The organism is Caulobacter sp. CCG-8, from assembly GCF_037402475.1.
GTDB lineage: Bacteria > Pseudomonadota > Alphaproteobacteria > Caulobacterales > Caulobacteraceae > Caulobacter.
On sequence record NZ_JBBEUD010000009.1, the window covers coordinates 26,893 to 52,904 of the forward strand.

Sequence of the window (26,012 nt, forward strand, 5' to 3'; positions counted from 1 at the left end):
CGCTAAGACATCGGCGGCGGCGGGGGCGGCGGCTCGGGCAGGGGGGTGAATTCCTGGTCGTCCAGGTCGGGCAGCTTCATGCGCTGGGCCTTCCAGTCGGCCTTGGCCTGCTCGATGCGTTCCTTGGACGAGGAGACGAAGTTCCACTCGATGAAGCGCGGCCCCACCGGTTCGCCGCCCAGCAGCATGACGGTGGAGGGCTCCAGCGCTTCGAAGGTGATCGTCTCGCCCGGCTTGAACACCGCCATCTGGCCGGCGTGCAGCACCTGGCCGGCGGCCTCGACCTTGCCGACGGCCACATAGGCGGCGCGCTCGGGATATTCGGCCGGCAGGCCCGCCTTGGCGCCGGCGGCCAGCTCCCAGTGCACGTAGAACAGCGGCGAGAACACCGGCACCTTGGCCTCGACGCCGAACGCCTTGCCGGCCACCAGGGCGGCCTTCAGGCCGTTGGCTTCATAGACCGGCATCTCGTCGCGCGGGTGGTGCGAGAAGCGGGGAGCGATCTCCTCCTGGCCGTCGGGCAGGGCCACCCAGGCCTGGATGCCGTGCATCGGGCCGCCGAACTCGCGCAGGGTCTCGAAGCGCTCGGAGTGGGTGATGCCGCTGCCGGCCGTCATCCAGTTGACCTCGCCCGGACGGATGGCGATGTCGGAGCCGACGCTGTCCTTGTGGGTGATCTCGCCCTCGAACAGGTAGGTCAGGGTCGACAGCCCGATATGCGGGTGCGGGCGCACGTCGACATTGCGCGGGAAGCCCGGCTCGAACTGGACCGGCCCCATGTGGTCGAAGAAGGTGAAGGGCCCCACCATCCGCCGGCTGTGAAACGGCAGCACGCGCCCGACCTCGAAGCCGCCGAGGTCCTTGCGGCGCTGGTCGATGACGAGGTCGATCATGGGAAGGCTCCGAAGCGATGGAGCCCTTACTCTAGAAGGGAAGGGCGGCTTGCCTCTAGAAGAAAACGGGTGGCGTCGACGTTCCGTCGGACGCCGCCGCGAGGTCCGCGCCGCCTAGCCCGTCGGCATGCCCTCGAACGCCTGGTGATCGGACGGGACCGGGTCCCAGGGAAAGCCGCTGGCGGTGAAGAAGGTCATGGCCGGGGCGTAGCGCTTGGGATCGTCCAGGCTGGCGGCGTGGATCGTGAACAGGTCGGCCATGGCCGGGAAGGCCAGGTAGATCGGCGCGCCGCAGGTCGGGCAGAAGGCGTGTGACTTCACCGTGCCCAGGTCGCCGACCGCCTCCCAGCGCCTCGCCTCGCCTTGCAGGGTCACGGTCGCGTCCTTGAAGGTCAGGTAAGAGCCGTGGCCCGTGCCGCTGACGCGCTGGCAGGTCCGGCACTGGCAATCGGCCTGCACCATCGGCTCGCCGACGATGGAATAGCGCACGGCGCCGCACGCGCAGCCGCCCGTGAAGGGGTCGCTCATCGAAGTCTCCTGGTTGTCGGATTGGGGTAGGGGAGGGCGACCCTAGTGCTGGGTCTCGTCCTGTTCGGCCGCGCAGGTCTCCAGGCGCTCCATCACCACCTGCCAGCCCTTGCTCATGCCGTCATAGGCGCTCTGGTTGCGCGGCAGGACGAAGCCCGAGTGGACCAGCCGCACCCGCGTCCCGGCCTCGCTGGCCGTCAGGGTCCAGGTGACCACGGTCTCCAGCGGCGCGCCGTAGCCGGTATTGGCCGCGTGGCCGCCCTTCCAGCCATAGACCAGGCGCCGGTTCTCGACCGCCTCCAGGACCTGGCAGTGGATCACCCCGTCCCATTGCCCGCCCGGCGTGGTCTGGAAGGTGAAGCGACAACCCTCGACGGGCTCGAACCCGGTCGGCGCCATCAGCCAGCGGGCCATCAGGGCGCCGTTGGTCAGGGCCTTCCAGACGGTGGAGGGGGCATGCGGGAAGACCTCGTCGACGACGATCTCGTGGGTCTCGGGGCGGGTCTGGAGAGCCGCGTCGCTCATGGGTCGATCTCCTGGAGAAGGTTGCGCAGGTCGGCGAACCGGTCGCGCCAGAACACGCCGTAGTGGGACATCCAGTCGACCAGCGGCGTCAGGCCGTCGGGCTGGGCGCGGTAGTAGACGTTGCGGCCTTCCGGACGCTCGGCGACCAGGCCGGCGGTCTTCAGCGACTTCAGGTGCTGGGAGACCGCGCCCTGGCTGACGCCGGCGTGGCGGGTCAGCTCGGCCACGGTGATCTCGTCGGACCGCGCGATGCGCTCGAAGACGGCGCGCCGCGTGGGGTCGGCCAGGGCGCGCATGACGCTGTCGATGGGGGCGGCTTCGATCATGGCGGATCAATTAGCAATGGCTAATGCATTAGTCAACGCTAATCTGTTTAGGCGAAGCCGAAACGAAAAACGCCGCGCTCGACCTTTCGGCGGAGCGCGGCGTCTTTGTCTCGCCGATTGGAAGTCGGGCCTAGCTCAGCGGGCTCACATACGGGCTGACGAGGCCCAGCGGCACGGCCGTGGAGTTCTTCACGCCGCGGATGACGATCCGGCTCTCGATGTTGCTGACCAGGCCCAGCGACAGCAGCTTGTCGCGCAGGAACTCGTCGAACGCGCGCATGTCGCGGGTGACGATGCGCAGCTCGTAGTCGGCCGCGCCGGTCACGGTGGCGCACTGGACGACCTCGGCCCATTTGCCCACGGCCTGCTCGAAGACCTCGAGGTTTTCCTTGGTCGGCAGTGACAGCTTGGCGGTGCAATAGACCTCGAAGCCCAGGCCCAGCTTCTCGCGGTCCAGGATGGTCACGCGGCGCTGGATGACGCCCGCGTCCTCCAGCCTTTTGATGCGCCGCCAGCACGGGCTGGACGACAGGCCGACTCGTTCAGCGATCTCCGCAACGGACAGACCGGCGTCGTGTTGGATGAGATCGAGGATCTTGGCATCCACGGCGTCGAGTTGTTCGGACAAGAATTCCTCCCCCCAGAGGGTGATTGACGCGTTGATCTTGCGCAAAGCGGCCTTGAGTCGGGCAAACCTTGGGCAAACAATTTCCCCGCTTCTATAAGATATTGCTGAGCGGGCAGGAAGACCCCGGAGGAAAATTTTTGCTATGCGGCACTCGGAAATCACGCTCGACGACAAATATCTGCTCGAAGATGGTCGTGCGTTCATCACCGGCGTGCAGGCGCTGATCCGGGTCCTCCTCGATCGCAAGCGGCTCGACACCCGGGCCGGCCTCAACACCGCGGGCTTCCTTTCCGGCTATCGCGGCTCGCCCCTGGGCGGGCTGGACCAGCAGGCGGCGCGGATGTCCAAGCTGCTCACCGCCCACGACGTGGTCTTCAAGGAAGGCCTGAACGAGGACCTGGCCGCCACCGCCGTGTGGGGCAGCCAGCAGGCGAACCTGTTCCCGGGCGCGACTCACGACGGCGTCTTCGGCATGTGGTACGGCAAGGCCCCGGGCGTGGACCGCACCGGCGACGTCTTCAAGCACGCCAATTTCGCCGGCAGCTTCCCGACCGGCGGCGTCCTGGCGGTGGCCGGCGACGACCACGGCTGCAAGAGCTCGACCCTGCCGTCGCAGTCGGAGTTCGCCTTCCAGGACTTCGAGATGCCGGTGCTGTCGCCGGCCGACGTGCAGGAGGTGCTCGACTACGGCCTGCTGGGCATTTCCATGTCGCGCTTCTCGGGCCTGTGGACGGGCATGATCGCCCTGGCCGACACCATGGATTCGGGCGTGACCATCGACGTCTCGCTGGACCGCCACAAGCTGGTGATCCCCGAGTTCCCCATGCCGCCCGGCGGCCTGGGCATCCGGCTGAAGGACCAGCCGATGGAGAAGGAGCGCCGGCTCCGCCTGCACAAGATCCCCGCCGCCCTGGCCTTCGCCCGCGCCAACGGCGTCGACCGGGTGGTGCTGGGCGCCCACCACGTGCGCGTGGGCAAGGCGCGGCTGGGCATCGTCTGCCAGGGCCAGGCCTACAAGGACGTGCTGGAAGCCTTCACCGCCATGGGCATGACCCTGGAGGAGGCGTCCGACCTGGGCGTCTCGATCTACAAGGTCGGCATGCCCTGGCCGCTGGAGCCGCTGGGCCTGCGGGCCTTCGCCGCCGGCCTCGAGACCCTGATGGTCATCGAGCACAAGCGCGGCCTGATCGAGCCCCAGGCGCGCGCCGCGCTCTATGACCTGCCCGCCCAGGCCCGGCCGCGCATCATCGGCAAGGTCGACGAGAAGGGCGCGCCGCTGCTGTCGGAACTGGGCTCGCTGTCGGTGGCCGAAATCGCCCTGGCCATCTACGACCGCCTGCCCGACGGCCCGCACATGGCGCGGGCCCAGGCCTATCTGAACCGCGTCTCGGCCGCCGGCGTCGCCGCCGTCAGCCTGGCCGCCGACCAGGCCCGCAAGCCCTTCTTCTGCTCGGGCTGCCCGCACAACACCTCGACCAAGCTGCCCGAAGGCAGCCGCGCCCTGGCCGGCATCGGCTGCCACTACATGGCCAGCTTCAACGACCCCTCGACCGACCTGAACACCCACATGGGCGGCGAAGGCCTGACCTGGGTGGGCGCCGCGCCGTTCACCACCGAGAAGCACGTCTTCCAGAACCTGGGCGACGGCACCTACAACCACTCCGGCTCGCTGGCGATCCGGGCCGCCGTCGCGGCCGGGGCCAACATCACCTACAAGCTGCTGTTCAACGACGCCGTCGCCATGACCGGCGGCCAGCGCGCCGAGAGCGGCTTCACCCCCGCCCAGATCACCCGCCAGCTGGCCAGCGAAGGCGTGGCCAGGACGGTGATCGTGGTCGACGAGCTGGAGCGCTATCAGGGCGTCACCGACCTGGCCCCCGGCGTCGAGGTCTTCCCGCGGTCCGAGCTGATGAGCGTGCAGAAGATGCTGCGCGACACGCCCGGAACGACGGTGCTGCTGTACGACCAGACCTGCGCCACCGAGAAGCGCCGCCGCCGCAAGCGCGGCACCATGGCCAAGGCGACCAAGCGCGTGTTCATCAACCCGCTGGTCTGCGAGGGCTGCGGCGACTGCTCGATCAAGTCCAACTGCGTGTCGGTGGAGCCGCTGAACACCGAGTTCGGCCGCAAGCGCAAGATCAACCAGTCGACCTGCAATCAGGATTACAGCTGCGTCGACGGCTTCTGCCCGTCGTTCATCACCCTGGAAGGGGCCGAGGGCGCCCAGGCCAAGAAGGCCCCGGCCCTGACGGCCGACTCCACGCCCCTGCCGGTGTTCGACGACTTCCACGGCGTGCGCCGGATCATCTTCACGGGCGTCGGCGGCACGGGCGTGACGACCGTGGCCTCGATCCTGGCCATGGCCGCCCACGTGGACGGCCGCGCCGGCAGCGTGGTCGACATGACGGGCCTGGCCCAGAAGGGCGGCTCGGTGTTCAGCCACGTCAAGATCGGCGAGACCGAGGAGACGGTGGTCGGCGGCCGCGTGCCCGCCGCCAGCGCCGACGTGCTGATCGCCTGCGACATGCTGGTGGCCGCCTCGCCCGAGGGTCTGTCGCTCTACGCCAAGGACCGCACCGCCGCCTTCGGCAACAGCGACTTCGCCCCCACGGCCGACTTCGTCACCAGCCGCGACATCCGCTTCGACAGCGGGGCCATGGCCCGGCGGATCAAGGGCGCGACCAAGGCGTTCGACGCCTGCCCGGCCCAGCACCTGGCCGAGACCCAGTTCGGCGACGCCATCTTCGCCAACATGATCATGGTCGGCTTCGCCTGGCAGCACGGGGTGATCCCGGTCTCCAGCCGCGCCATCTACCGCGCCATCAAGCTGAACGGCGTGGACTACGAGGCCAACCTGGCCGCCTTCGAGCTGGGCCGGAAGGTCGCCCACGATCCGTCGGCCATGGGGCCGCGCGACGCCGACGTCCCGACGCCGGAAACGATGCCGCTGGACGCGCTGATCGCCAAGCGCACGGCCGACCTCGTCGCCTACCAGGACCAGGCCTATGCCGACCGCTACGCCGCCAAGGTGGCCAAGGTCCGCGCGGCTGAAGTGGCGGCGGGCGGCGAGGAGAAGGGCCTGCCCCTGACCCGCGCGGCGGCCGTGAACCTCTACAAGCTGATGGCCTACAAGGACGAGTACGAGGTCGCCCGCCTTTATACCGACGGCCGGTTCGCGGCCGAACTGGCCGGGACCTTCAAGGGCGGCAAGGCCAAGGTCTGGCTGGCCCCGCCGATCATCGGCGCCAAGAACAAGGACGGCACGCCGCGCAAGATGGCCTTCGGCGGCTGGATGCTGGACGTCGCCTTCCCGATCATGGCCAGGATGAAGGGCCTGCGCGGCGGTCCGCTGGACGTGTTCGGCAAGACCGAGGAGCGCCGCATGGAGCGCGGCCTGGTCACCGACTACGAGACCACCCTGGATCGCCTGGCCGGCGGCCTGACTCCCGAGCGCCTGCCCCTGGCGGCCCGCATCGCGGCGGTTCCCCAGGACATCCGCGGCTACGGCCACGTCAAGGACGCCTCGGTGGTCAAGGCCAAGGCCGAGGCGGCGACGCTGTGGAGCCAGTGGTGATCTGATCCGGGGACATGCCCTTGAGGCGTGTCCCCAAGACTGGGTGCGGCGCTTGTAGGTGGGGACACGCCGCAAGGGCATGTCCCCGACTTGCGCCTACTTCTGCGCGGTCCCATCCGCCCGATCCGGCTTGATGCCGGTGGCGCGGATGTTGGTCACCGACTGCAGGGTGCCGAACCAGAACGGCGAGCCCAGGGACACCGCCAGGCCCGTGATCGCCAGGCCCAGCAGGCTGAGGAAGACCTTCACGGTGACGCCCCAGCCGTCGCGCTTGAGCGCCTTGCAGCTCTTGCTCCAGTCCTGCGGCCGCTGCCGCAGCTGGCCGGGCGTCGGCTTGGCGCGGGGGTCGGTCCAGAGGTCGCAGATCGCCTCGTGGGTCCAGCCGATCGGCAGGGCCAGCTTCTGGCCGATGTCGGCGGCGTCCTGGTCCTTGTCGCAGGCGCATTCGGCGCCGTCCGCGCCCGAGGCGTCCGACGAGGCGTCCGACCCGGAGGGGGCGGGGGTCGACAGCTGGGCCTGGAGGCCCTGGGCGGTCTCGGCGTCCTTGGCCGACTGCGAGGCCTGGGCCACCAGCCCGGCCCGGGCCACCGGGTCGCGCCACAGGTTGTCGATCAGCTGCAGCGAATTGACGTTGAAGGCGATGGCCACCGCGAAGCCCGCCCAGAAGGTCAGGCGATGAATCCAGCGCTTGTAGGCGCCGCTGGTGCGGTCCATGGCCCCGTCGAACCAGGTGGCCACGTTGGTCTGGAATTTCTCGACCTTGCCCTCGGCCTCGTCGAGCATCGGCAGCAAGGCGTTCTTGAGGGCGTCGTTGTTCTCGATGCCGGCGACGGCGGTCTTCAGCTGCTGGAAGCTGAGATGGGCGGTCTCCGACGGCTTCAGCGTCTCGGTCAGGGCCACCGCGAAGGTCTTGCCGGGGATGTAGGACGGCGCGTTCTTCAGCAGCGCCCCGCGCTTGGTGCAGTGGTCCTCGGCGGTCTGGTGCGACTTGAGGGCGCTGATCAGCGGGTGGTTCCACACCGAGCACATCTCGGGCGACCATTCGCCGGTCTTCTTCTCCGAGCCGTCGCCGCCCAGCAGGCTCTGCACCCGCGACAGCAGGTACTCGCTGCGCTTGTTGAGGAAGCTGGAGATGTATTCGTTGAGCGCCGTGACGAACAGGCTGACCAGCAGATAGACGAAGATCAGTCCGACCGCGACGTCGAGCGCTGCGCCGAAGTTCATGATGGCCCTTCCCTGAGGCGCCGACGCGTGACGACGGCGCGCCCTCAACCTTGTCGAGCAAGGGTTTCACAGCTCTCGAAAAAGGGCAATGAAGGTCGAGGCGGGGGCGGCCGCGCCATCTGGCGCGTCGCCGGGGCCGTGCTAGGCTGGCCGCATGAACAAGCCGGTTCCATCCAAGCCTGTCGTGGTGACGCTCAGACCCGAGGACGCCTTCGATCTCGGCCAGCGCGTCGCGCGGGGCGAGTTCTCGTCGCTGGACGAGGCGGTGGCGGCCGAGCTGGCCGATCTGAACTACCGGCGCGCTGTCGAGATCATGGGCGGCGACGACAAACTGGAAGCCTTGGTGACGAGGCTGGAGGCCGAGGGCGACCCCAGGGGAGACGTCGAGGCCAAGGGCTTCTTCGCCGAACTCCGCGCGGGGCTGAAGCAGCGCTTGGATGCATCGCGCGGGTGAAGCGGCGGCTGGTGACCTCGGAATGACCCAAGAGTTCGATTTCGACGCCGTCGTGGTCGGCGCCGGCGCCGTGGGCCTGGCCTGCGGCTACGCCCTGTCCCAGCGCGGCCTCGTCGTGGCGGTGCTGGAGGCCGAAGGGCACATCGGCCAGGGCGTGTCGTCGCGCAATTCCGAGGTGATCCACGGCGGGCTCTACTATCCCATCGGCTCGCTGAAGGCCCGGTTCTGCGTCCAGGGCCGGCGGCGGCTGTACGCGTTCCTCGACAAGCATCACATCGACTACAAGAAGTGCGGCAAGCTGGTGGTGGCCACCAACGAAGGCGAGATCCCGCAGTTGGAGGCGATCTTCCAGCAGGCGCTCGACAACGACGTCGAGGGCATGGAGCACCTGACCGGCGCCCAGGCCCGGGCGCTGGAGCCCGGCCTCAACGCCCACACCGCCCTGCTGTCGCCCGAGAGCGGCGTCTTCGCCAGCCACGACTACATGCTGGCCCTGCAGGGCGAGATCGAGGCGGCCGGCGGGGCGGTGGTGGTCAACACCCCGTTCGAGGGCGCCACGCCCCTGGCCGGCGGCGGCTTCACCGTGCGGATCGGCGGGGCCGAGGCGGCCAACCTTTCCTGCCGCCTGCTGGTCACCGCGCCCGGTCTTTCGTCCCAAGCCGTGGCCGCGACGATCGAGGGCTTCCCGGCCGACAAGATTCCCGCCGCCCACTACGGCAAGGGCGTCTATTTCCGTCTGGCGGCCAAGGCCCCGTTCCAGCGCCTGATCTATCCGCCGCCGATCCACGGGGCCCTGGGCACCCACTATCGCAACGATCTCGGCGGCCAGGCGGTGTTCGGGCCGGACCTGGAATATGTCCCGGCCCCCGACTATTCGGTCGACGAGGGCCGTCGCGCCGCCTTCGCCGCCTATATCCGCAAGTTCTGGCCGGACGTGCCGGAAGAGCTGCTGGTGCCCGACTACGCTGGGATCAGGCCTAAGATTCACGGGCCGGACGAGCCCCAGCCCGACTTCCAGCTGAGCGGCGCCGACGTCCACGGCCTGGAGGGGCTGATGGCCCTGTTCGGCATCGAGAGCCCCGGCCTGACCAGCTCGCTGGCGATCGGCGAAGAGGTCGCCGCGCGGCTGACGGCGTAGGGGTCAAACCCCAGTCCTGCCACCAACTCCCGCTTCGCGCGTTGCAATCTTGGCTTTTCAGGAGGGCGCGATGCTGGACGATTTCATCGACAGGCTGATCTCGCGGTTGATGGCGGGGGCGGGTCTGATCATGGCGGCGGCGATCGCCGCGGTGGCCGGGGCGATGGCGGTGTTCGCCTTCCTGGCCCAGTGGGTCGGTTCGGCCTGGTCCTACGCGATCGTGGCGATCACCGCCTCGGTGGTGGTCACCGTCTGGTCGCTGCTGCACAAGCGGCACCTGGCCCGCACCCGCCAGCCGCCGCTGGACAAGCGCGTCCTGGCGATGATGCAGGAGCACCCCACCGCCTCGTTCCTGGCCGGCATGGCGGCGGCGACCCTGCTGAAGGGCAAGCCCTCGCTGGCGGCGACGCTTTGGGAGGCGCGGAAGGGGAAGCCGAAGTAGGTCAACGGCTCACGCACTTGCCCCCACCTGACCGCTTCGCGGTCTGTCCGCCCCCATAGGGGGCGGAGCCTTCGCGCCGGCATCGGCTACAGCGCTCTTCCCCCTATGGGGGAAGACGACCGCGAAGCGGTCCGTAGGGGGCAAGTGTTCGCCGCTTTAGCGTTTGGGCGAAACCCGCAGCACCCGCCCGTCATCCTCGTCGGTCACCAGGTAAAGCGCCCCGTCCGGGCCCACGACCACGTCGCGGATGCGCTGGTTCAGCTCCGACAGCAGGCGCTCCTCGCCGACCACCTGCTTGTCCTTCAGCGTCAGCCGCACCAGGTAGCCCTTGAGCCCGCCGACGAACAGGCTGCCCTTCCAGGCCGGGAACAGGTCGGCGTTGTAGAAGGCCATGCCCGACGGCGCGATCACCGGGTCCCAGTAATAGATCGGCTGTTCCATGCCCTCGTGCTGGGTGATGCCGTCGCCGATCGGCTTGCCGGAATAGTCCTCGCCATAGGTGATGGTCGGCCAGCCGTAGTCCTTGCCGGCTTTGGGGGTGTTCAGCTCGTCGCCGCCCTTGGCGCCGTGCTCGACGGTCCACAGCTCGCCGGTCCAGGGATTGATCGTCGCGCCCTGCAGGTTGCGGTGGCCCTTGGACCAGATCTCGGGCTTGGCCTGAGGGTTGCCGACATAGGGGTTGTCGGCCGGGATCGAGCCGTCGGGGCGGATGCGGATCACCTTGCCCAGGGCCGCGTCCAGCTTCTGGGCCTGCATGCGGCCGGGGATGATCGAGCGCTCGCCCGTGGTGATGAACAGCGCCCCGTCGCGGGCGAAGGCCAGGCGGCCGCCGAAGTGGAGGGGCGAATCCATGGTCGGCATCTGCCGCCAGATCACCTGGACGTCCTCCAGCCTGGGCGCCGCGCCCAGCACCAGCTTGCCGCGCGCCGCGGTGGTGCCGTTGCCGCCCTCGCGGGGCTCGGCATAGGTCCAGTAGACCAGGCCGTTCTTGGCATAGTCGGGGTCAAGCGCCACATCGAACAGGCCGCCCTGGCCCTCGGCGAACACCGCCGGCAGGCCGGCGACGGCGGGCGACAGCTTGCCGTCGGTCCCCAGGACACGCAGGCGGCCGGCGCGCTCGGTGACCAGCTTGGAGCCGTCGGGCAGGAAGGCCAGGCCCCAGGGATGGTCCAGGCCCGTGGCCAGGGTCTCGACCTGATAGGCCACGCCCAGCTTCTCCTCGGGCGCGCGGGTCTGCTGCGGGAAGGCCGGCTTCTGGTCCGGCGCGTTGGGCGGGCCGGTCTCGACCGGCGGATTGGGCTGGGCCTGGACCGCGGGGGCGGGGCCGCACGCCGACAGGACCAGCGCGGCGAGGGCGAGATGGCGAAGACGCATGGAAACTGTCCTGACGAGAGGGGCGAGGGGGCGACGATTGGTCAGGTGACTACGTTGTCATCGTGACGCGCCGTTGTCATCCAGATCGTTTCACAGCTGTCATCCCGGCGGCGCCGGCGCGTTGACTTCCCGGCGTCGCCCGACGAAGGTCCGGCCTCGCCAGCCTCTGGCGTTCCTGGGGAGCTCGCCTTGACCGCCATCCTGCACGCCATGTTGGGCAAGGGCCTGGGCGGCCTGGAGCAGGTGTTCCTCGACTACCAGCCGATCCTGGAGGCCTACGCCGCCGCCGATGGCGGAACGGCGACGGGCGTGGTGCGGGCCGGCGGCAAGGTCGCGGTCCAGCAGGCCGGGCGCGTTCCGCCCCTGGCGGCGATGCCGGCCTATACCGACTGGGACCCGATCACCGTGGGCGCGGCCCGCAAGCTGGTCAGGGCCACGGCGCCCGACCTGATCCTCAGCCACGGCCAGCGGCCCGCCCGCCTGATGGCCAAGGTTGCTCCGGCCAAGACGCTGCTGGCGATCTGCGTGCACAAGCCGGCCTTCGACATCGAGATCACGCGCACCCACTATGTCTGCGTCGGCAAGCACCTGGCCGAACTGGCGGTCGAGCGCGGCGTGCCGGCCGAGCGCGTGCACTTCGTGCCCAACGCCGTGAAGCCGCCCGCCATCCTGGCCAGGCCCTTCGCCGACACGTCCCGCCCGCCGCGCATCGTCGCCGCCGGCCGGCTGCATCCCAAGAAGGGCTTCGACGTGCTGATCGCCGCCCTGGCGCTACTGCGCGACGGGTGGGAAGGATTTGGGGGCCTGGCCTTCGATTGCGAGATCGCCGGCGAGGGCGACGAGCGGGCCAGGCTGGAGGGCTTGATCGCCCAGCACGCCCTGGGCGAGCGCGTGCGACTGGTCGGCTGGCGCGACGCCCCCGCCTTCCTGGCCACCGGCGACGTCTTCGCCTTCCCCTCGTACCAGGAGGGCTTTCCGCTGGTGCTGCTGGAGGCCATGGCCGCCGGCCTGCCGGTGGCGTCCAGCGCGATTCCCGGGCCCGTGGAGATGATCGGCGAGGGCGTCGACGGCGTCCTGGTCCCGCCCGGCGACCCGGCCGCCTTGGCGCGAGGCCTGGCCGGCCTGATCGCCGCCCCGGAAAAGGCCGTGGCCCTGGGCGCGGCGGCCCGCGCCAAGGTGCTGGACGACTACGGTCCGGAAAGCCTGAAGCGGCGTCTCGACGCGGTGCTAAATCTGATGCTCGGACGGACTTGAAGCCGCCCCCGCTTTGCGCTTATAAGCCCGCCTCCGCTTCGTGCGGCTGGGTAGCTCAGATGGTTAGAGCGGTGGATTCATAACCCACAGGTCGGCGGTTCGATCCCGCCCCCAGCCACCACCCTCGGGTCCTGAAGGTCCCGCAAGCCGGGCGGTTTCTCAAAAAGTCGATGATTTCGCGCCGGCGTCGACCGATGCTCGGCTCAATCCTGGAAATACCGCCGCCTGACCCCGCGCCGCTTGCGGCGCATCGCGTCGATGCGGGGAGCGACGCTCGGCCAGGCCAGCATGCCGAGCAGGAACACGATGAAGAACGTCGAAATCCACAAACTCACGAACGGCTCCTGGCTTGCGAGCGTCTCCTCCCCTTTGCCGTTTTCTGTTTATGGTTTTGTGTCGGCGGGCTGACGATCAGGGAACGCCTGGGCGAAAATAGGGCTCCTTGACCGTGGCGAAAACAGCCGAGCCCGATTTTTAGCGGCCGTCGTGTCGGATTGCCGAGGTCCTGATCGTCCTGGCTACGACAAGGTGCGCAGCCGATGCTCTATGCCATTCTTTGCTACAATTCCGAGGACGTGGTCGGGGACTGGTCGCCGGCCGAGGACGCCGCGGTCATGGCCCGGCTGGGGACGGTCGAGGCCGGCCTGGCCGCCGTCCATCGGCTGGGCGCGGTGGCCCGGCTGCTGCCGACCACGGCCGCCGTCACCCTGCGCAAGGCGCGCGACCACCTGGTGATCGACGGCCCGTTCGCCGAGACCAAGGAGCAGTTGCTGGGCTTCTACGTGGTCGACTGCGGCGACCTGGACGCGGCGATCGCGGTGGCCCACGACCTGGCCGTGGCCAATCCCGACCGGGGCGCCTATGAAATCCGTCCGCTGGCCGTCTATCGTCCCGGCGGCCTGGGCGAGGCGCGTCCCCGGCGCGCTGTCAGCACGAGGGGTTGAAGGCATGACCATCGCCAACATCGACGCGGCCTGGATCGACGCGGCCCTGACGGCGGCCCGGCCCCAGGCGGTGGCCGCCCTGCTGCGCTATTTTCGCGACCTGGACACCGCCGAGGAGGCCTTCCAGGACGCCTGCCTGCGGGCCCTGAAGGCCTGGCCCAAGAACGGCCCGCCGCGCGATCCGACGGCCTGGCTGATCCTGGTGGGCCGCAACGCCGCCCTGGACGGGGTGCGCAAGTCCAGCCGCTCGGCCCCCCTGCCGGCCGAGGAGCTGATCTCGGACCTCGAGGACGCCGAGGCCGCCCTGGTCGACCGGCTGGACGGCGAGCACTATCGCGACGACGTGCTGCGGCTGCTGTTCATCTGCTGCCATCCCGACCTGCCGGCGACCCAGCAGGTGGCGGTGGCCCTGCGCATCGTCTCGGGCCTGTCGGTCAAGCAGATCGCCCGCGCCTTCCTGGTCGGCGAGTCGGCGATGGAGCAGCGGATCACCCGGGCCAAGGCCAAGATCGGGGCGGCCGACGTGCCGTTCGGCGCGCCGGGCCTGGAGGAGCGCGAGCAGCGCCTGAGCACCGTGGCGGCCATGGTCTACCTGGTCTTCAACGAGGGCTATTCGGCCGGCGGCAAGGAGCTGCTGACGCGCGGCTCGCTGTGCGGCGAGGCGATCCGCCTGGCGCGCCTGCTGCTGCGCCTGTTCCCCGGCGAGCCCGAGGTCATGGGCCTGACCGCCCTGCTCCTGCTGCAGCACGCCCGCGCCCCGGCCCGGTTCGACGCCGACGGGGCGGTGGTGCTGCTGGAGGAGCAGGACCGGAGCCTGTGGAACGGCCGGATGATCGCCGAGGGCCTGGCCCTGATCGACAAGGCCGTGCGCCACCGCCGGCCGGGGCCCTATCTGGTGCAGGCCGCCATCGCCGCCGAGCACGACCGGGCCGAGCGGGCCGAGGACACCAACTGGGCGCGGATCGACCTGCTGTACGGCGACCTGGAGCAACTGGCCCCGTCGCCGGTCGTCACCCTGAACCGCGCCGTGGCCGTGTCGAAGGTGGCCGGGCCCGAGGCGGCCCTGGAGATGATCGAGCCCCTGGCTTCCAAGCTGTCGGGCTATTTCCACTTCTTCGGCCTGCGCGGCGGGCTGCTGTTCCAGCTGGGCCGGCGGGACGAGGCCAAGGTCGCCTTCGACCAGGCCATCGCCCTGGCCAACACCGCCGCCGAGGCCGCCCACATCCGCCTGCACCTGGACCGGCTGCTGAAAGAAAGCGCCGGCTAGAAAGTTTTCCCGCCGGTGTCGGGACGGCGGGGGCGCGACCGTCCTTTGGCTGAACCGAACGGGAGCTCGCCATGATCGACGCCGCCGCCGAAGAGATCGCGATCCGCTGCGTGATCGACGCCTGGACGCAAGGCCTGCACGACAAGGACGCCGCGGCTGTCGCGGCCTGCCTGGGCGACGCGCCGGTCGTCTATTCCCTGGCCCCGCCCCTGATCGCGCCCGACGACCACGGCGAGGGGCTGGCGGCCTGGTTCGACACCTGGTCCAGCCCCATCGGCTACGCCTTCCGGAACCTGGCGATCGCCGCGGCCGGCGACGTCGCCTTCGCCCACGGCCTGGCCCACATGACCGGAACCAAGACGGACGGCGAGACCCCCGACCTGTGGTTCCGCTGCACCCTGGGCCTGCGCAAGCTGAGCGGCGCCTGGAAGATCGTCCACCAGCACGAGTCCGTGCCCTTCCTGATGGACGGCAGCTTCAAGGCCGCCGTCGATCTCCAGCCCTGACCCCGAAATCGGAGAGGAACGACCATGACCGACGCCCAGCAACCGCCGCCCAAGCTGCCCGCCGTTTCCGGCGGCATCGTGCCCTATCTGTCGCCCAGCAACGCCACCGAGGCGGCCGATTTCTACGCCAAGGCCTTCGCGGCCGAGGTGATCTACCGCATCCCGCCGGACGAGCAGGGCCGGACCATGCACATCCACCTGCTGATCAACGGCAATTCCCTGATGCTCAGCGACTTCTATCCCGAGCACGGCTATCCGTTCGAAAAGCCCGCCGCCTTCACCCTGCACCTGCAGGTCGACGACGTGGACGCCTGGTTCGAGCGCGCGGTGGCGGCCGGCTGCACGGTGTCGCTGCCGGTGCAGCTGATGTTCTGGGGCGACCGCTACGGCCAGCTCAAGGACCCCTACGGCTTCTCGTGGTCGATTGCGACGACGCCCAAGACCTGACCTCATGAAAGAAAGGGCGGGGCCGTCGGTCCCGCCCGCGACAAGGCGGGGAAAGCCATGCTCAAGATCATCGTCATCGTCGTGGTCATCGCGCTCGTCGCCCTGCTGGGCTACGCCGCGACCAAGCCCGACCAGTTCCGCGTCGCCCGCTCGACCGTGATCAAGGCGCCGCCGCAGAAGATCTACGCCCTGATCGAGGACTTCCACCAATGGGGCGCCTGGTCGCCCTACGAGAAGCTGGACCCGGCCATGACCCGCACCTTCGGCGGTCCGGCGCGTGGCCTGGGCTCGACCTACGCCTGGAGCGGCAACAACAAGGCCGGGGCAGGGCGCATGGAGATCATCGAGGCCGCCGCGCCGTCGAAACTGGTGATCCGCCTGGACTTCACCAAGCCGTTCAAGGCCAGCAACAGGGCGATCTTCACCCTGGAACCCGAGGGCGACGCCACCCGCGTGACCTGGGCCATGGAAGGGGACTCGCCGTTCTTCTTCAAGCTGATGGACGTGCTGTTCAGCATGGACAAGATGGCCGGCAAGGACTTCGAGACGGGGCTGGCGAGCCTGAAGACGGCGGCGGAGGGGTAGGGGAGGTTTCCCCGAGCTCGCAAAATCGTTGTCATCCCGGAAGCCCCGCAGGGGCTGTCCGGGACCCAGGAGCTGGGCCAAGGTTTTTGCGGTTCACCTGGGTCCCGGACAAGCGCTGCGCGCTTTCCGGGATGACAACCGTTGGGCGGTGTCCCCCTCAGCAATCCAGGAACTTCACCTCCGTGGCGCCGTAGCGCATGTCGCTGGGGGTGAACAGGCTGGACAGGCCCAGCAGGGCGGGCCGGCCGGGCATGCGGAACACCGGCACCTCGGCCAGGTAGTAGCTCATCCGTCCCTTGGCCCGGTAGCGGCGCGCGAAGGCTTCGCGGTCCAGCAGGCCGTCGATGGTCTCCAGCAGGGGGCTGTTCAGGAACACCCCGCCGCGGGCCGCGAACAGCAGGGCCATGTCGCCGGCGAAGCCGCCCAGCAGGGCGCTGAAGATCGAGATCGCCTCGCGGGCCTTGGCGTCGCCGGCGCGCGCCAACTCGATGATAACGTTGTCATTTTCGGGCACGACGAGGGGATCCCCGTCGCCGACCAGCGCGCAGTGGATGTCGCTGAGGCCTTCCTTGGACAGCAGGCGCTCGGCCGAGACCTCGCCGTGGCGGGCGCGCACGGCCGAGAAGACCGGCGCCTCGCGCGCCTCGACCGGGCAGAAGTCCATGTGGCCGCCCTCGCTGGGCACGGCCAGCCAGCCGTCGCCGCGCAACGGCGCCAGCCCCGCCACGCCCAGGCCGAGGTTCGGGCCCAGCACGGCGATGGCGGCGTTGCGGGCGGCCTTGCCGGGATGGATCACGGTCAGGTCGGCCTCGGGCACCTTGGGCGCGCCCATGGCGCAGGCGGTGAAGTCGTTGACCAGATAGACCCGGGGCGTGCGCAGGACGGCGCGCAGCCAGGTCAGGGACAGGCTCAGGCCGGTGGCGGTCACGATCACCGTCCCGTCGATCTCCGGGCCCGCCGCGGCGATCGCCGCGCCGACCAGGTCGTCGGGACCCACTTCGGCCAGGACCGACTTGAGGCCGGCCTCCAGCTCCAGCGGGGTCGAGCCGGGCAGGACGCGATGCTCGCCGGGACCGTCGCCGGGCCGGGCCAGGGCGACGATCAGATCGCGGCCGTTCACGTCGGCCAACAGCGCCACGCCGTGGGTCATCGGGCGGTCCTTTTTGTTTCCCCGGGGCGGCCGGTCTACGCCGGCCTGATCGCATCATAGCCCCAAGCGGGTTACTCGCTAAATAACCGCGTTCGCGGAGGGTTCCCCGCGCGGCGGCGCGATCGGCGCGAAACGGCGTTTTTGCTGGGGAAAACCGTGACTTCCGGCGTGGTCAGCGGGAAATAAACCTTGCCCCTGCACCGCCGATTAACGGCGCCGCGCGTTGTTAGGGGTATGTCGAAGTTTGGTTCCGACGGGATGACCGACCGCCGCGCCGGTCCCCGCACTGCGATGCAAACCCCCGCCAAGGTGCTGTGCGGCGCCTTCGCGTGGGACTGCGTCGTGCGCGACCAGTCGGACTCGGGCCTGCGCATCCAGATGCTGTCCAGCGCCATACCGCCGTCCAGCGTCCAGCTGGTCGACCTGGTGTCGGGCTATGCGCACGAGGTGAAGGTGGTCTGGCAGAAGGACCGCGAGTTCGGCCTGAAGATCCTGCGCAGCCACGATCTGCGCGGCCTGGCCCCCGCCTCGCTGCAGACGGCCAAGCGTATTTGGCAGGCCAGCCCGCGACGGGCCTCGGCCAGCTGAGGCCGGAAGAGCGCGCCTGAAAACGCGATCGGGCCCCGGCGGGGGGTGCCGGGGCCCGAACAGGCTACTTCGTCTTGGCCGGCGCTTAGGCGGCGGCGTTCTCGGCGCGGGCGGCTTCCTCGGCCATGGCGCGGACCAGGTCCAGGACCTGACGACGCACGCGGCCGCGGCCGATCTTCGGGAACACCTCAGCCAGTTCCAGACCCTCGGGGGTGGTCAGGAATTCCTGGACGATGCGTTCGGCCTGTTGACCGATCTCGTCGCCGTCGGAACCGTCCATCGGGTCGGCCAGGCCGTCGAAGAAGAACGACACCGGGACCTGCAGGGTCTTGGCGATCTCATACAGCTTGGAGGCGCTGACGCGGTTGGCGCCGCGCTCGTACTTCTGCACCTGCTGGAAGGTCAGGCCCAGCGAGTCGGCCAGTTGTTCCTGGCTGACGCCCAAAAGCTTGCGACGCATCCGGACGCGGCCGCCAACGTGCAGATCGACGGGATTCGGGCGTCGGCCCTCGGTTTCTTCGCTCAAGTTTCGCCTCCAAAGGTTGTCCAGGCACAATGCCACGTCCAACACGTTCGTGGAACGCTGATGCGGCAAAGCGCGGCGTTAGGTCGCTGAGGTTTAGCTAATTAACCCCATGCTTGCGCTAACGCACGGACGTACACGCCTAGATCGAGGCGATTTCCAGGCAAAATTGTTTCGGCGCCGCAGCAGGGGCTAGGCGTTGAGTCGCTCCGCGGGCGGAACAGCGTCGCGTTCGGCCCAGATTCGGCGGGCCTGTAGGGTGGTGTCGTTGAGTCGATACAGGGTCTCGGCCGCCAGGGCCTCGTCGCGCGGCGAACCCGGGTCGAACTGCGGGGTCTGGGCGCGGATCACCTGGTGCTGGACGGCCGCCAGGCCGCCGAACGCCCGCAGGTCCAACTCGTCGATGTGGTAGCCCACCGGCCCGTCGACGCCGATCGCCTCGCGCACCCGGTCCAGCAGGGCGTAGGAGAGGGCGATCTCCGAGCCGGCCACCACGCCGAACGCGTAGGGGCGGGGCAGGCCGACCAGCCGCGTGTCGATCGGCGAGTTCATGATCCCCGGATACAGCGACATGTCGATCATGCCGACGAAGCGCTCGACGCCGTTGACCAGGGCCAGCTCCATGGCCGCGGCCCAGACCTCGAACACCCGCAGGCCCCGGTTCGGACCCTTCCGGGCGCGATAGGCCTCGGTGGTGAACAGCCGCGTGGCTTCCCATACCGTCGGACCCTTCTTGGGCGTCTCGTCCGGCGCGATCAGGTGGGGGAACTTGTCGGCCAGCATGCAGCGGTCTTCGGTGGGATGCAGGCGCAGGCCCACCTCCAGCCGCATGGCCGCGTCGAAACCCAAGAGGTAGACGGCCTGGGAGTCGTCGTAGTCGTCGACCTCCCCGCCTTCCAGGACGACCAGGTCGACCCAGCCGTTCTTCTCGACGCACTGCTCGCGCCGCTGTTCGTGCATGGCCCACAGCTGGGGGCCGTAGAGATGTCGGTTCTGAGACGTGACGACGTGGATCATGGCCCGGCCCCCCGGCTGTCTGGATGGGGCATTAGGCGGCCGATCCTCCGCGCGACGCGATAGGCCAAACGGCCTATGCCGGGCCCGCGTGGCCCCTTGCAACCGGGCTCCGTCGGGCGGAACATCGGGTCCATGACCGCGCATGATCAGCCTGCTAAGGATGGGGAACGCTACCGCACCTTCGCGGCGTTCTACCCGTTCTACCTGACCGAACACGTCAACCGGACCAGCCGGCGGCTGCATGTGGTCGGCACGACCCTGGTCATCGCCGCCCTGGTCTGCGGTTTCCTGGTCGACTGGCGGTTCTTCGTCGCCGCGCCCTTCGTCGGCTACGGCTTCGCCTGGGTGGGCCACTTCGTGTTCGAGAAGAACCGGCCGGCCACGTTCAAGTACCCGCTCTACAGCCTGGCGGGCGATTTCCGGCTGTGGTTCGAGGTGGTGACGGGCAAGCGCCCCTTCTGAGTCTCACCTTCGCTCTTGCGATGTTGCGTTGCAGCAAAACCCGGTTCATGATCGTTGGTAATTAAGAACAACGATAAACGGGAAGCGCAGGATGTCAGCCAAGCCGTTCCAGCACGCGCCTGACGCGCCCTGGATCTTCCGCACCTATGCGGGGCACTCCACGGCCGAGAAATCCAACGCCCTCTATCGCGCCAACCTGGCCAAGGGCCAGACGGGCCTGTCCGTCGCCTTCGACCTGCCCACCCAGACCGGCTACGACGCCGACCACATCCTGGCGCGGGGCGAGGTGGGCAAGGTGGGTGTGCCGATCGCCCATCTGGGCGACATGCGGACCCTGTTCGACGGCATCCCGCTGGAGCAGTCCAACACCTCGATGACCATCAACGCCCCGGCCGCCTGGCTGCTGGCGATGTACGTGGCCTTGGCCGACGAGCAGGGGGCCGACCGCGCGCTGCTGCAGGGCACCACCCAGAACGACCTGATCAAGGAGTATCTTAGCCGCGGCACCTACATCTTCCCGCCGGAGCCGTCCTTGCGGCTGATCGGCGACATGATCGCCTGGTGCTACCGCGAGGTCCCCAAGTGGAACCCGATGAACGTCTGCAGCTACCACCTGCAGGAGGCGGGGGCGACGCCGGAGCAGGAGCTGGCCTTCGCTCTGGCCACGGCCATCAGCGTGCTCGAGACCGTCAAGGCCGGCGGCCAGGTCCCCGACGAGGACTTCGAGATCGTCGCCTCACGCATCAGCTTCTTCGTCAACGCCGGCGTGCGGTTCGTGACCGAGCTCTGCAAGATGCGCAGCTTCACCCGGCTGTGGGACCAGATCCTGTTGGAGCGCTACGGCGTGCAGGACAAGAAGGCCCGGCGGTTCCGCTACGGAGTGCAGGTCAACAGCCTGGGGCTGACCGAGCAGCAGCCCGAGAACAACGTCTACCGCATCCTGATCGAGGCCCTGGCGGTCACCCTCAGCAAGGACGCCCGCTGCCGGGCCCTGCAGCTGCCGGCCTGGAACGAGGCCTTGGGCCTGCCGCGTCCGTTCGACCAGCAGTGGTCGCTGCGGCTGCAGCAGGTGTTGGCCTACGAGACCGACCTGCTGGAATACGAGGACCTGTTCGACGGCAGCCACGTGGTCGAGGCCAAGGTGGCCGAACTCAGCAAGGGCGCGCTGGAGCAACTGGCCCTGATCGACGGCATGGGTGGGGCCAGCAACGCCATCGACTACATGAAGACGCAGCTGGTGGCGTCGAACGCCGCGCGGGTGCGCTCGGTCGAGACCGGCGACCTGACCGTGGTCGGCGTCAACCGCTGGACCGACACCGAGGCCTCGCCCCTGGCCGCCGGCGGCAAGGCGATCGAGACGGTCGATCCGCTGCTGGAGGCGGGCGTCGTCGAGCGGCTGAAGGCCTGGAAGGCGGCCCGCGACCCCGCCTCCGTCGAAACGGTGCTGGCCGATCTGAAGGCCGCCGCGCGCGATGGCCGGAATATCATGGAGCCCTTGATTTCCGCCGCGAAGGTCGGCGTCACCACCGGCGAGTGGGCCGGGGCGCTGCGCGAGGTGTTCGGTGAGTATCGCGGCCCCACCGGCGTGGCCGTGGTCGTCTCGACCGGCGAGGCCGAGGACGTCGAGGCGGTGAAGGCGCAGGTCGAGCGGGTGTCCCAGCTGCTGGGCCGCACCCTGACCTATCTGGTCGGCAAGCCGGGCCTGGACGGTCACTCCAACGGCGCCGAGCAGATCGCCACCCGGGCCCGGGCCTGCGGCATGGAGGTCATCTACGACGGCATCCGCTCGACGCCGGAGGAGATCGTTCGCCGCGCCAAGGAAGGCCGCGCCCACGTGGTGGGGCTGTCGATCCTGTCGGGCTCGCACCTGGACCTGGTGCAGGAGGTGATCCGCCTGATGCGCGCCGAGGGCCTGGGCCACATCCCCGTGGTGGCCGGCGGCATCATCCCCGACGGCGACGCCCTGATCCTCAAGCAGATGGGCGTGGCGCGCATCTACACGCCCAAGGACTTCAAGATCACCGAGATCATGGGCGACGTGGTGCGGCTGGTGGAGGCCGCGGCGCTGGCGGAAGCTTGAGCGGAGGGCCGTTACACGCCTAGAGTGCGCCCCATGGCGACCTTCGGCGCAGACTATACCCCCACGACGGCCGAGCGCTTCCGGACCGGCGCTTTCTGGGCGCTGCTGATCGGGTTCGGGATCGGGGCCACGTGGACGAGCCGGTGGCTCGACGCCATGAGGCCGCAGGCGATGGAACTCCCAAGCCTCGGTTCCGTGTCGCTCTTCGTCGTCTCCTGGCTGCTCTCGCGCCCGAAGGTGAAGACGTGGCTGGAACGAGGCCGCCCGGTCCAGTCGGGAAAGTGGCGCACCGCGCGGGCCCTTCGGATCGACGTCGGCCTATGGACTCTGGTGCTGGCGGGGTGGGGTTGCAGGTTCGCCGACCAGGCCGTTTACGCCTGGCGCATCGGCGACACGCCCAGGCTTCTCGGCGCGTGCGGCGTGGCGGCGGCCCTGACGGCGTTCGCGGTGGCCGCTTTCGCACGGCGGGGGAGGTCCGTTCTGGAGCTGTCCGTCGACCGGACCGGAGTCTCCGCGCGCGAATGGAAGGGCGTCGTCCCGTGGAGCGCCATCGACTTTGTCGTCCGGCCGGACAAGGCGGACTCGTCGTTGCGCCTCGTGCTGAGGCCCGAGGCTCTTGCGACCTTGCCGGACTACGTGCGTCGGCGGAACGGCTTCCTGGATCTGGACCTGTCGCCGACGGTCCTTTCACCGATCACGGCCGTGGACGCCCTGCGCGCGGCCTGCCCCGATCTGGAGGTCCGTCGTCCGCGCTCGGCCGGCCTGGTCCTGCCGGTGCGCGGCGCGACCGACATCGTCGAAGCCGATCTCTAGGCCATGAGCCCTTTGCGCAGGATCGCCGACGGCGCGGCTGTCCCTACCCGAGCGTTGGAGCTGGCGATCGAGGCCGCCCCCGCGATCCCCTGGGTCCTGCTGGTCACGGCCGTGGATCAGGGCACGCCCGGTTCGGTGGTGGGCGGCATGTTCCTGTACCTTGTCGGCGCGGCGCTGAAGCAGCCCTTGCCTTTGGGGCCGCGCCTGGACCGCGTCGCTTCGCCGAAGCCGGGTGTCTGGCTGACCAGCCCGACCCGCCGGTTCCGGCGCCTGGTGGCCTTGGTCCTGCCGCTGGCCGGGCTGGCGTGCGCGATCGGCATGGCGGTCGCGTCGTTCGACGCAGGCGACGCCTTGGCCTTGGCGCTGGACCTGTTCGTCGTGCTGGGCTTCGTCGCCAGCGTGGCGTGGGACGCCTGGCGCGGCCTGTCGGTCAGGGTGGAAACGCGGATCGACGCCGAGGGGCTCTACAGTCGCGCGCTGGGCGGAACGATCCGCCTCGACCAGATCCTGGAGATTCTGCCCCGACCCCGGGGAGAGAAATTCAAGCTGCGGCTGCGTGTGGGACCGGGCGCGGCGGGCCTGCCCTCGTACCTCAAGCATCGCGGCGGCGACGTGACGATCGACATGTCGGCCGCCTGCCTGACCTACGACCTGGCGGTGAACGCCCTGCGCGAGGCGGATCCCGCCGTGAATTTCCACCCCGACGCGGCCCCGCTGGACAGGCCTTTCGTCGTGCCGATCCGGGGTGTCGACCACGAGGAGAACGTCACCACCGCCTGGGAGGAGATGGAGGATCAGAGCCGGCGGTTCGACCGGGACCTGTCGGAGTTGCGCCTACCCCCGGAAACCTATGGCTATAGGCCCGTCCTGCTGGAAACGATCGATGACGCCGAGCCCGGCGCCGGGACCGGGTCCTAGGCGGCGGGTCGGTCCCGCCCCAGCCGCCACGCCGCCAGCAGGCCGATCACCGCCAGCGGCAGGAAGGCGTAGAACAGCAGCAGGCCGTGCGCCAGGCCGCCCTCCGGCGTCACCCCGTGGGCGAAGCCCAGGGCGTTGGCGAGGGCGCCGGCGGCGGCCGCGCCCGTGGCGCCGCCCATCAGCTGGGTGGTGGGCACGGCGGCCGAGGCCAGGGGCTGCTCCTCCAGCGGCGCGCCGCCGATCACCCGCTTGGCCAGGAAGGCCCAGCAGATCCCGAAGCCGGCGCCCAGCAGCACCATCGAGGCCGTGATTCCGACCAGGCCGCCCCGCACCATCTCGAACGCGCCCCAGGCCACGCCCGCGGCGATGACCACGGCGCCCAGGCGGATCGCCAGGCCCTCGTGTTCGGGCTTGAGGCCGGCCACCACGAACGACAGGGCCGTCCAGCCCGCCGCGATGCCGCCGATCACATAGCCGCTCAGCAGGGGGCCGGCGCCGTGCAGCGTCTGGATGAAGGTCGGGCCGTAGACCGAGAAGCCGACCGTCGCGGCCTCGCAGAAGAAGATCACCATCAGCCCCAGGCCCGTCGCGGTGCGCAGGTCGCCAGCGGCGCGCGGCAGCAGGCGCTCGGCCGTGCGGCCGTTGACCAGCAGCATGGCGGCCAGGGCCAGGGTCCCGAACGCCGCGCAGGCGGCGGCCGCGACCTGACCGGGCACGACGCCGGCGGCGGCGATCAGCGTGACGCCGACGGTCAGCAGGGCCAGCTGCCGCTTGGGGATGCGCCCGCCTTCCGGGGCTTTCGGCGCGCCGGGCACCATGACCAGCACCGCCCCGACGAAGATCACCGCCTGGACCACGAAGAACCAGAAGGCGCCGCGCCAGAAACCGGCCTCGGCGAACAGGCCGCCGCACAGCGGGCCCAGCAGGGTGGCCGCGCCCCAGACTCCGGCGATGGCGCCGTAGACGCGCGGCCACAGGCTTTCGGGGAACATGGCGCTGATGGCCACGTAGCACAGCGAGACGATCGCCCCCGCGCCCAGGCCCTGGACCAGGCGGCCGGCCACGAAGGTCAGGAATTCCGGGGCCAGGGCGCCCATGGCGCAGCCGACGGCGTAGACCACCCCCGCCAGGGCGGTGGCGCGGCGCAGTCCGAAGCGGATCGACAGCTTGCCCGCGCACGCCCCCGCCAGGATCGAGCCCAGCAGGAAGGCGGCGATCGACCAGCCGAAATACTGGAACCCGCCGATCTCCTTGGCGACGCTCGGCATGATCGTCACCGTCACCAGGGTGTCGGCGGCGTTCAGCCAGATGCCCAGGCACAGCAGGGCGAAGCGCGGGGCCAGTTCGGCGTTCAGCAGGCCGCGCCAGCTGTTGGTGGGGGTCATGGGCGTCTCCGGGACGCGGTAGATGGCCCTTTCCGGCCGCCAAGCCAAGCCTTGTGGTCTTCGCTCTCCGGAGAGGGTTGTAAGGCGCGCGCGCCTAAGGCAAGGCTTGGCCGTTAACCTTTTCGGGCGCTCCCCCCGCCATGGCCTACCGCGTTCCGCGCCATCAGAGCGTCGAGCACCGCACGCGCCGCCAGAACCGCCTGGCGGGGCTGACGGCGCTCGTCCTGCTGTGGTCGCTGGTGCTGGTCATGGCCCTGGTGGCCGAGCGCGGCATCGCCCGCCAGCACCTGCCGTGGAAGCCCCTCAGCATCGTCGACCCGGTGGGCATGGCCACGCGGATCAAGGCGGCCCGGGCCGGCGCCGATCCGGCCACCTGCCGGGCGATCCTGCGCAAGGCGGGTCTGTCCTACGAGGAGGTCCCGGAAAAGACCGACGGCGGCTTCTGCACGGTGCGCGACGCCCTGAGGATCGACGGCGGCATGGCCGGCCTGTCGCCCACGGACGCGCCGATGGTCTGCAAGGAGGCCCTGGCCCTGTCGATCTGGGAGCGCCAGGTGGTGCAGCCGGCCGCCTACGAGGTGCTGGGCCAGGGCGTGGTGGGCCTGGAGCACTACGGCACCTATTCGTGCCGGCGGCAGTACGGCAGGACGGCCGGCCCGGTCAGCGAGCACGCCACCGCCGACGCCATCGATCTGGCCGGCTTCAAGCTGGCCGACGGCCAGACGGTCTACGTGGCCCGCGACTGGAACGATCCCGGCCCCAAGGGCCAGTTCCTGCGCCGCGTGCGCGACGGGGCCTGCCGGGTGTTCATCACCACGCTGAGCCCCGACTTCAACGCCGAGCACCATGACCACTTCCACCTGGACATGCACGGGTGGAGCAAGTGCGCGTGAGATAGGGGGCGCGGAACGCGCACCCTATCTCCGTCATCCTCGGACTTGTTCCGAGGACCCCTTTGGCCGCCGGT

Annotated in this window: 28 protein-coding genes and 1 tRNA gene; 17 read left to right on the forward strand and 12 right to left on the reverse strand. The window is 69.6% G+C overall.

What is annotated here, in order from left to right; genetic code table 11:
* Nucleotides 1–2 precede the first annotated feature (2 nt).
* From WAE60_RS10455 to WAE60_RS10475, 5 genes are all read right to left on the reverse strand, one after another.
* Nucleotides 3–893 carry a pirin family protein gene (locus tag WAE60_RS10455; protein WP_337686225.1) on the reverse strand — a complete coding sequence of 297 codons (891 nt, stop codon included), beginning with the start codon at nucleotides 891–893 and terminating at the stop codon, nucleotides 3–5.
* Between the two features lie 114 nt (nucleotides 894–1,007).
* Nucleotides 1,008–1,421, reverse strand: a complete 414-nt coding sequence (locus tag WAE60_RS10460; RefSeq protein WP_337686227.1) for a GFA family protein — start codon at nucleotides 1,419–1,421, stop codon at nucleotides 1,008–1,010.
* A 42-nt stretch (nucleotides 1,422–1,463) separates the two neighbouring features.
* Nucleotides 1,464–1,946, reverse strand: coding sequence for an SRPBCC domain-containing protein (locus WAE60_RS10465; protein WP_029914484.1), 483 nt, complete (start codon nucleotides 1,944–1,946; stop codon nucleotides 1,464–1,466).
* Complete coding sequence (locus tag WAE60_RS10470; protein ID WP_337686231.1) at nucleotides 1,943–2,272, reverse strand: metalloregulator ArsR/SmtB family transcription factor; 330 nt, start codon at nucleotides 2,270–2,272, stop codon at nucleotides 1,943–1,945. The genes WAE60_RS10465 and WAE60_RS10470 overlap by 4 nt, the downstream gene beginning before the upstream one ends.
* Before the next feature lie 130 nt (nucleotides 2,273–2,402).
* Nucleotides 2,403–2,900: an Lrp/AsnC family transcriptional regulator gene (locus tag WAE60_RS10475; RefSeq protein WP_029914476.1), complete on the reverse strand. Its 498-nt coding sequence runs from the start codon at nucleotides 2,898–2,900 to the stop codon at nucleotides 2,403–2,405.
* Nucleotides 2,901–3,042: 142 nt separating this feature from the next.
* On the opposite strand from WAE60_RS10475, the gene WAE60_RS10480 reads away from it, so the two are divergent.
* Complete coding sequence (locus WAE60_RS10480; protein WP_029914474.1) at nucleotides 3,043–6,474, forward strand: indolepyruvate ferredoxin oxidoreductase family protein; 3,432 nt, start codon at nucleotides 3,043–3,045, stop codon at nucleotides 6,472–6,474.
* 96 nt (nucleotides 6,475–6,570) lie between these two features.
* Here the strand turns inward: WAE60_RS10480 and WAE60_RS10485 are convergent, their stop codons facing one another.
* Nucleotides 6,571–7,698: a hypothetical protein gene (locus tag WAE60_RS10485; RefSeq protein WP_337686240.1), complete on the reverse strand. Its 1,128-nt coding sequence runs from the start codon at nucleotides 7,696–7,698 to the stop codon at nucleotides 6,571–6,573.
* A 154-nt stretch (nucleotides 7,699–7,852) separates the two neighbouring features.
* On the opposite strand from WAE60_RS10485, the gene WAE60_RS10490 reads away from it, so the two are divergent.
* From WAE60_RS10490 to WAE60_RS10500, 3 genes are all read left to right on the forward strand, one after another.
* Entirely contained in the window at nucleotides 7,853–8,152 is a 300-nt protein-coding gene (locus WAE60_RS10490) for a hypothetical protein (protein WP_029914471.1), read from the forward strand.
* 22 nt (nucleotides 8,153–8,174) lie between these two features.
* Entirely contained in the window at nucleotides 8,175–9,290 is a 1,116-nt protein-coding gene (locus tag WAE60_RS10495) for an NAD(P)/FAD-dependent oxidoreductase (protein WP_337686243.1), read from the forward strand.
* Nucleotides 9,291–9,360: 70 nt separating this feature from the next.
* The gene (locus WAE60_RS10500) at nucleotides 9,361–9,732 is read left to right on the forward strand and encodes a hypothetical protein (RefSeq protein WP_029914468.1); all 372 of its coding nucleotides are present in this window, start codon (nucleotides 9,361–9,363) and stop codon (nucleotides 9,730–9,732) included.
* A gap of 156 nt (nucleotides 9,733–9,888) precedes the next feature.
* On the opposite strand, the gene WAE60_RS10505 is transcribed toward WAE60_RS10500, so the two are convergent.
* Nucleotides 9,889–11,106, reverse strand: coding sequence for a PQQ-dependent sugar dehydrogenase (locus WAE60_RS10505; protein WP_337686246.1), 1,218 nt, complete (start codon nucleotides 11,104–11,106; stop codon nucleotides 9,889–9,891).
* 189 nt (nucleotides 11,107–11,295) lie between these two features.
* On the opposite strand from WAE60_RS10505, the gene WAE60_RS10510 reads away from it, so the two are divergent.
* Nucleotides 11,296–12,360, forward strand: a complete 1,065-nt coding sequence (locus tag WAE60_RS10510) for a glycosyltransferase (RefSeq protein WP_337686249.1) — start codon at nucleotides 11,296–11,298, stop codon at nucleotides 12,358–12,360.
* Between the two features lie 44 nt (nucleotides 12,361–12,404).
* Nucleotides 12,405–12,481, forward strand: a tRNA-Met gene (locus tag WAE60_RS10515).
* A gap of 82 nt (nucleotides 12,482–12,563) precedes the next feature.
* Here WAE60_RS10515 and WAE60_RS10520 read toward each other — a convergent pair.
* Nucleotides 12,564–12,695 (reverse strand): hypothetical protein, encoded by a 132-nt coding sequence (locus WAE60_RS10520; protein WP_255347302.1) that lies wholly within the window; start codon nucleotides 12,693–12,695, stop codon nucleotides 12,564–12,566.
* A gap of 204 nt (nucleotides 12,696–12,899) precedes the next feature.
* Between WAE60_RS10520 and WAE60_RS10525 the strand changes: the two genes are divergently transcribed.
* The 5 genes from WAE60_RS10525 to WAE60_RS10545 all read left to right on the forward strand — a co-directional run bounded on the left by WAE60_RS10525 (nucleotide 12,900) and on the right by WAE60_RS10545 (nucleotide 16,109).
* The gene (locus WAE60_RS10525) at nucleotides 12,900–13,304 is read left to right on the forward strand and encodes a YciI family protein (RefSeq protein WP_029914462.1); all 405 of its coding nucleotides are present in this window, start codon (nucleotides 12,900–12,902) and stop codon (nucleotides 13,302–13,304) included.
* A 4-nt stretch (nucleotides 13,305–13,308) separates the two neighbouring features.
* A complete protein-coding gene (locus tag WAE60_RS10530; RefSeq protein ID WP_337686251.1) occupies nucleotides 13,309–14,571 on the forward strand; it encodes an RNA polymerase sigma factor in 1,263 nt (420 codons plus the stop codon).
* 71 nt (nucleotides 14,572–14,642) lie between these two features.
* Complete coding sequence (locus WAE60_RS10535) at nucleotides 14,643–15,077, forward strand: nuclear transport factor 2 family protein (RefSeq protein ID WP_337686253.1); 435 nt, start codon at nucleotides 14,643–14,645, stop codon at nucleotides 15,075–15,077.
* A gap of 24 nt (nucleotides 15,078–15,101) precedes the next feature.
* A complete protein-coding gene (locus tag WAE60_RS10540; protein ID WP_029914457.1) occupies nucleotides 15,102–15,524 on the forward strand; it encodes a VOC family protein in 423 nt (140 codons plus the stop codon).
* A gap of 57 nt (nucleotides 15,525–15,581) precedes the next feature.
* Nucleotides 15,582–16,109 (forward strand): SRPBCC family protein, encoded by a 528-nt coding sequence (locus WAE60_RS10545; protein ID WP_337686256.1) that lies wholly within the window; start codon nucleotides 15,582–15,584, stop codon nucleotides 16,107–16,109.
* Between the two features lie 157 nt (nucleotides 16,110–16,266).
* On the opposite strand, the gene WAE60_RS10550 is transcribed toward WAE60_RS10545, so the two are convergent.
* Complete coding sequence (locus tag WAE60_RS10550) at nucleotides 16,267–17,259, reverse strand: glucokinase (protein ID WP_029914451.1); 993 nt, start codon at nucleotides 17,257–17,259, stop codon at nucleotides 16,267–16,269.
* 258 nt (nucleotides 17,260–17,517) lie between these two features.
* Between WAE60_RS10550 and WAE60_RS10555 the strand changes: the two genes are divergently transcribed.
* Nucleotides 17,518–17,847, forward strand: coding sequence for a PilZ domain-containing protein (locus WAE60_RS10555; protein ID WP_231499491.1), 330 nt, complete (start codon nucleotides 17,518–17,520; stop codon nucleotides 17,845–17,847).
* Between the two features lie 85 nt (nucleotides 17,848–17,932).
* Here WAE60_RS10555 and WAE60_RS10560 read toward each other — a convergent pair whose 3' ends face one another.
* Nucleotides 17,933–18,373: a helix-turn-helix domain-containing protein gene (locus WAE60_RS10560; protein WP_029914447.1), complete on the reverse strand. Its 441-nt coding sequence runs from the start codon at nucleotides 18,371–18,373 to the stop codon at nucleotides 17,933–17,935.
* 189 nt (nucleotides 18,374–18,562) lie between these two features.
* Nucleotides 18,563–19,387 (reverse strand): acyl-homoserine-lactone synthase, encoded by an 825-nt coding sequence (locus WAE60_RS10565; protein WP_029914445.1) that lies wholly within the window; start codon nucleotides 19,385–19,387, stop codon nucleotides 18,563–18,565.
* A 132-nt stretch (nucleotides 19,388–19,519) separates the two neighbouring features.
* Here WAE60_RS10565 and WAE60_RS10570 point away from each other — a divergent pair, with 132 nt between their 5' ends.
* From WAE60_RS10570 to WAE60_RS10585, 4 genes are all read left to right on the forward strand, one after another.
* Entirely contained in the window at nucleotides 19,520–19,849 is a 330-nt protein-coding gene (locus tag WAE60_RS10570) for an Mpo1-like protein (RefSeq protein ID WP_337686259.1), read from the forward strand.
* Nucleotides 19,850–19,940: 91 nt separating this feature from the next.
* Nucleotides 19,941–21,929, forward strand: coding sequence for a protein meaA (locus tag WAE60_RS10575; protein WP_337686262.1), 1,989 nt, complete (start codon nucleotides 19,941–19,943; stop codon nucleotides 21,927–21,929).
* 33 nt (nucleotides 21,930–21,962) lie between these two features.
* Nucleotides 21,963–22,742, forward strand: a complete 780-nt coding sequence (locus tag WAE60_RS10580) for a hypothetical protein (RefSeq protein WP_337686263.1) — start codon at nucleotides 21,963–21,965, stop codon at nucleotides 22,740–22,742.
* Between the two features lie 3 nt (nucleotides 22,743–22,745).
* The gene (locus WAE60_RS10585; protein ID WP_337686265.1) at nucleotides 22,746–23,660 is read left to right on the forward strand and encodes a hypothetical protein; all 915 of its coding nucleotides are present in this window, start codon (nucleotides 22,746–22,748) and stop codon (nucleotides 23,658–23,660) included.
* On the opposite strand, the gene WAE60_RS10590 is transcribed toward WAE60_RS10585, so the two are convergent.
* Nucleotides 23,657–25,045, reverse strand: a complete 1,389-nt coding sequence (locus tag WAE60_RS10590; RefSeq protein WP_337686267.1) for an MFS transporter — start codon at nucleotides 25,043–25,045, stop codon at nucleotides 23,657–23,659. The two genes, WAE60_RS10585 and WAE60_RS10590, sit on opposite strands and share 4 nt — an antisense overlap.
* A 140-nt stretch (nucleotides 25,046–25,185) precedes the next feature.
* Between WAE60_RS10590 and WAE60_RS10595 the strand changes: the two genes are divergently transcribed.
* On the forward strand, nucleotides 25,186–25,938 hold the full coding sequence (locus WAE60_RS10595) for an extensin family protein (RefSeq protein WP_337686269.1): 753 nt from the start codon (nucleotides 25,186–25,188) through the stop codon (nucleotides 25,936–25,938).
* Nucleotides 25,939–26,012 lie beyond the last annotated feature (74 nt).

What these genes read in the sequence shown, in the direction of transcription:
- WAE60_RS10455 (WP_337686225.1), bottom strand. Translation starts at nt 893, where the DNA reads ATGATCGACCTCGTCATCGACCAGCGCCGCAAGGACCTCGGCGGCTTC.
- WAE60_RS10460 (WP_337686227.1), bottom strand. Translation starts at nt 1,421, where the DNA reads ATGAGCGACCCCTTCACGGGCGGCTGCGCGTGCGGCGCCGTGCGCTAT.
- WAE60_RS10465 (WP_029914484.1), bottom strand. Translation starts at nt 1,946, where the DNA reads ATGAGCGACGCGGCTCTCCAGACCCGCCCCGAGACCCACGAGATCGTC.
- WAE60_RS10470 (WP_337686231.1), bottom strand. Translation starts at nt 2,272, where the DNA reads ATGATCGAAGCCGCCCCCATCGACAGCGTCATGCGCGCCCTGGCCGAC.
- WAE60_RS10480 (WP_029914474.1), top strand. Translation starts at nt 3,043, where the DNA reads ATGCGGCACTCGGAAATCACGCTCGACGACAAATATCTGCTCGAAGAT.
- WAE60_RS10485 (WP_337686240.1), bottom strand. Translation starts at nt 7,698, where the DNA reads ATGAACTTCGGCGCAGCGCTCGACGTCGCGGTCGGACTGATCTTCGTC.
- WAE60_RS10490 (WP_029914471.1), top strand. Translation starts at nt 7,853, where the DNA reads ATGAACAAGCCGGTTCCATCCAAGCCTGTCGTGGTGACGCTCAGACCC.
- WAE60_RS10495 (WP_337686243.1), top strand. Translation starts at nt 8,175, where the DNA reads ATGACCCAAGAGTTCGATTTCGACGCCGTCGTGGTCGGCGCCGGCGCC.
- WAE60_RS10500 (WP_029914468.1), top strand. Translation starts at nt 9,361, where the DNA reads ATGCTGGACGATTTCATCGACAGGCTGATCTCGCGGTTGATGGCGGGG.
- WAE60_RS10505 (WP_337686246.1), bottom strand. Translation starts at nt 11,106, where the DNA reads ATGCGTCTTCGCCATCTCGCCCTCGCCGCGCTGGTCCTGTCGGCGTGC.
- WAE60_RS10525 (WP_029914462.1), top strand. Translation starts at nt 12,900, where the DNA reads ATGCTCTATGCCATTCTTTGCTACAATTCCGAGGACGTGGTCGGGGAC.
- WAE60_RS10530 (WP_337686251.1), top strand. Translation starts at nt 13,309, where the DNA reads ATGACCATCGCCAACATCGACGCGGCCTGGATCGACGCGGCCCTGACG.
- WAE60_RS10535 (WP_337686253.1), top strand. Translation starts at nt 14,643, where the DNA reads ATGATCGACGCCGCCGCCGAAGAGATCGCGATCCGCTGCGTGATCGAC.
- WAE60_RS10540 (WP_029914457.1), top strand. Translation starts at nt 15,102, where the DNA reads ATGACCGACGCCCAGCAACCGCCGCCCAAGCTGCCCGCCGTTTCCGGC.
- WAE60_RS10545 (WP_337686256.1), top strand. Translation starts at nt 15,582, where the DNA reads ATGCTCAAGATCATCGTCATCGTCGTGGTCATCGCGCTCGTCGCCCTG.
- WAE60_RS10550 (WP_029914451.1), bottom strand. Translation starts at nt 17,259, where the DNA reads ATGACCCACGGCGTGGCGCTGTTGGCCGACGTGAACGGCCGCGATCTG.
- WAE60_RS10555 (WP_231499491.1), top strand. Translation starts at nt 17,518, where the DNA reads ATGACCGACCGCCGCGCCGGTCCCCGCACTGCGATGCAAACCCCCGCC.
- WAE60_RS10565 (WP_029914445.1), bottom strand. Translation starts at nt 19,387, where the DNA reads ATGATCCACGTCGTCACGTCTCAGAACCGACATCTCTACGGCCCCCAG.
- WAE60_RS10570 (WP_337686259.1), top strand. Translation starts at nt 19,520, where the DNA reads ATGACCGCGCATGATCAGCCTGCTAAGGATGGGGAACGCTACCGCACC.
- WAE60_RS10575 (WP_337686262.1), top strand. Translation starts at nt 19,941, where the DNA reads ATGTCAGCCAAGCCGTTCCAGCACGCGCCTGACGCGCCCTGGATCTTC.
- WAE60_RS10580 (WP_337686263.1), top strand. Translation starts at nt 21,963, where the DNA reads ATGGCGACCTTCGGCGCAGACTATACCCCCACGACGGCCGAGCGCTTC.
- WAE60_RS10585 (WP_337686265.1), top strand. Translation starts at nt 22,746, where the DNA reads ATGAGCCCTTTGCGCAGGATCGCCGACGGCGCGGCTGTCCCTACCCGA.
- WAE60_RS10590 (WP_337686267.1), bottom strand. Translation starts at nt 25,045, where the DNA reads ATGACCCCCACCAACAGCTGGCGCGGCCTGCTGAACGCCGAACTGGCC.
- WAE60_RS10595 (WP_337686269.1), top strand. Translation starts at nt 25,186, where the DNA reads ATGGCCTACCGCGTTCCGCGCCATCAGAGCGTCGAGCACCGCACGCGC.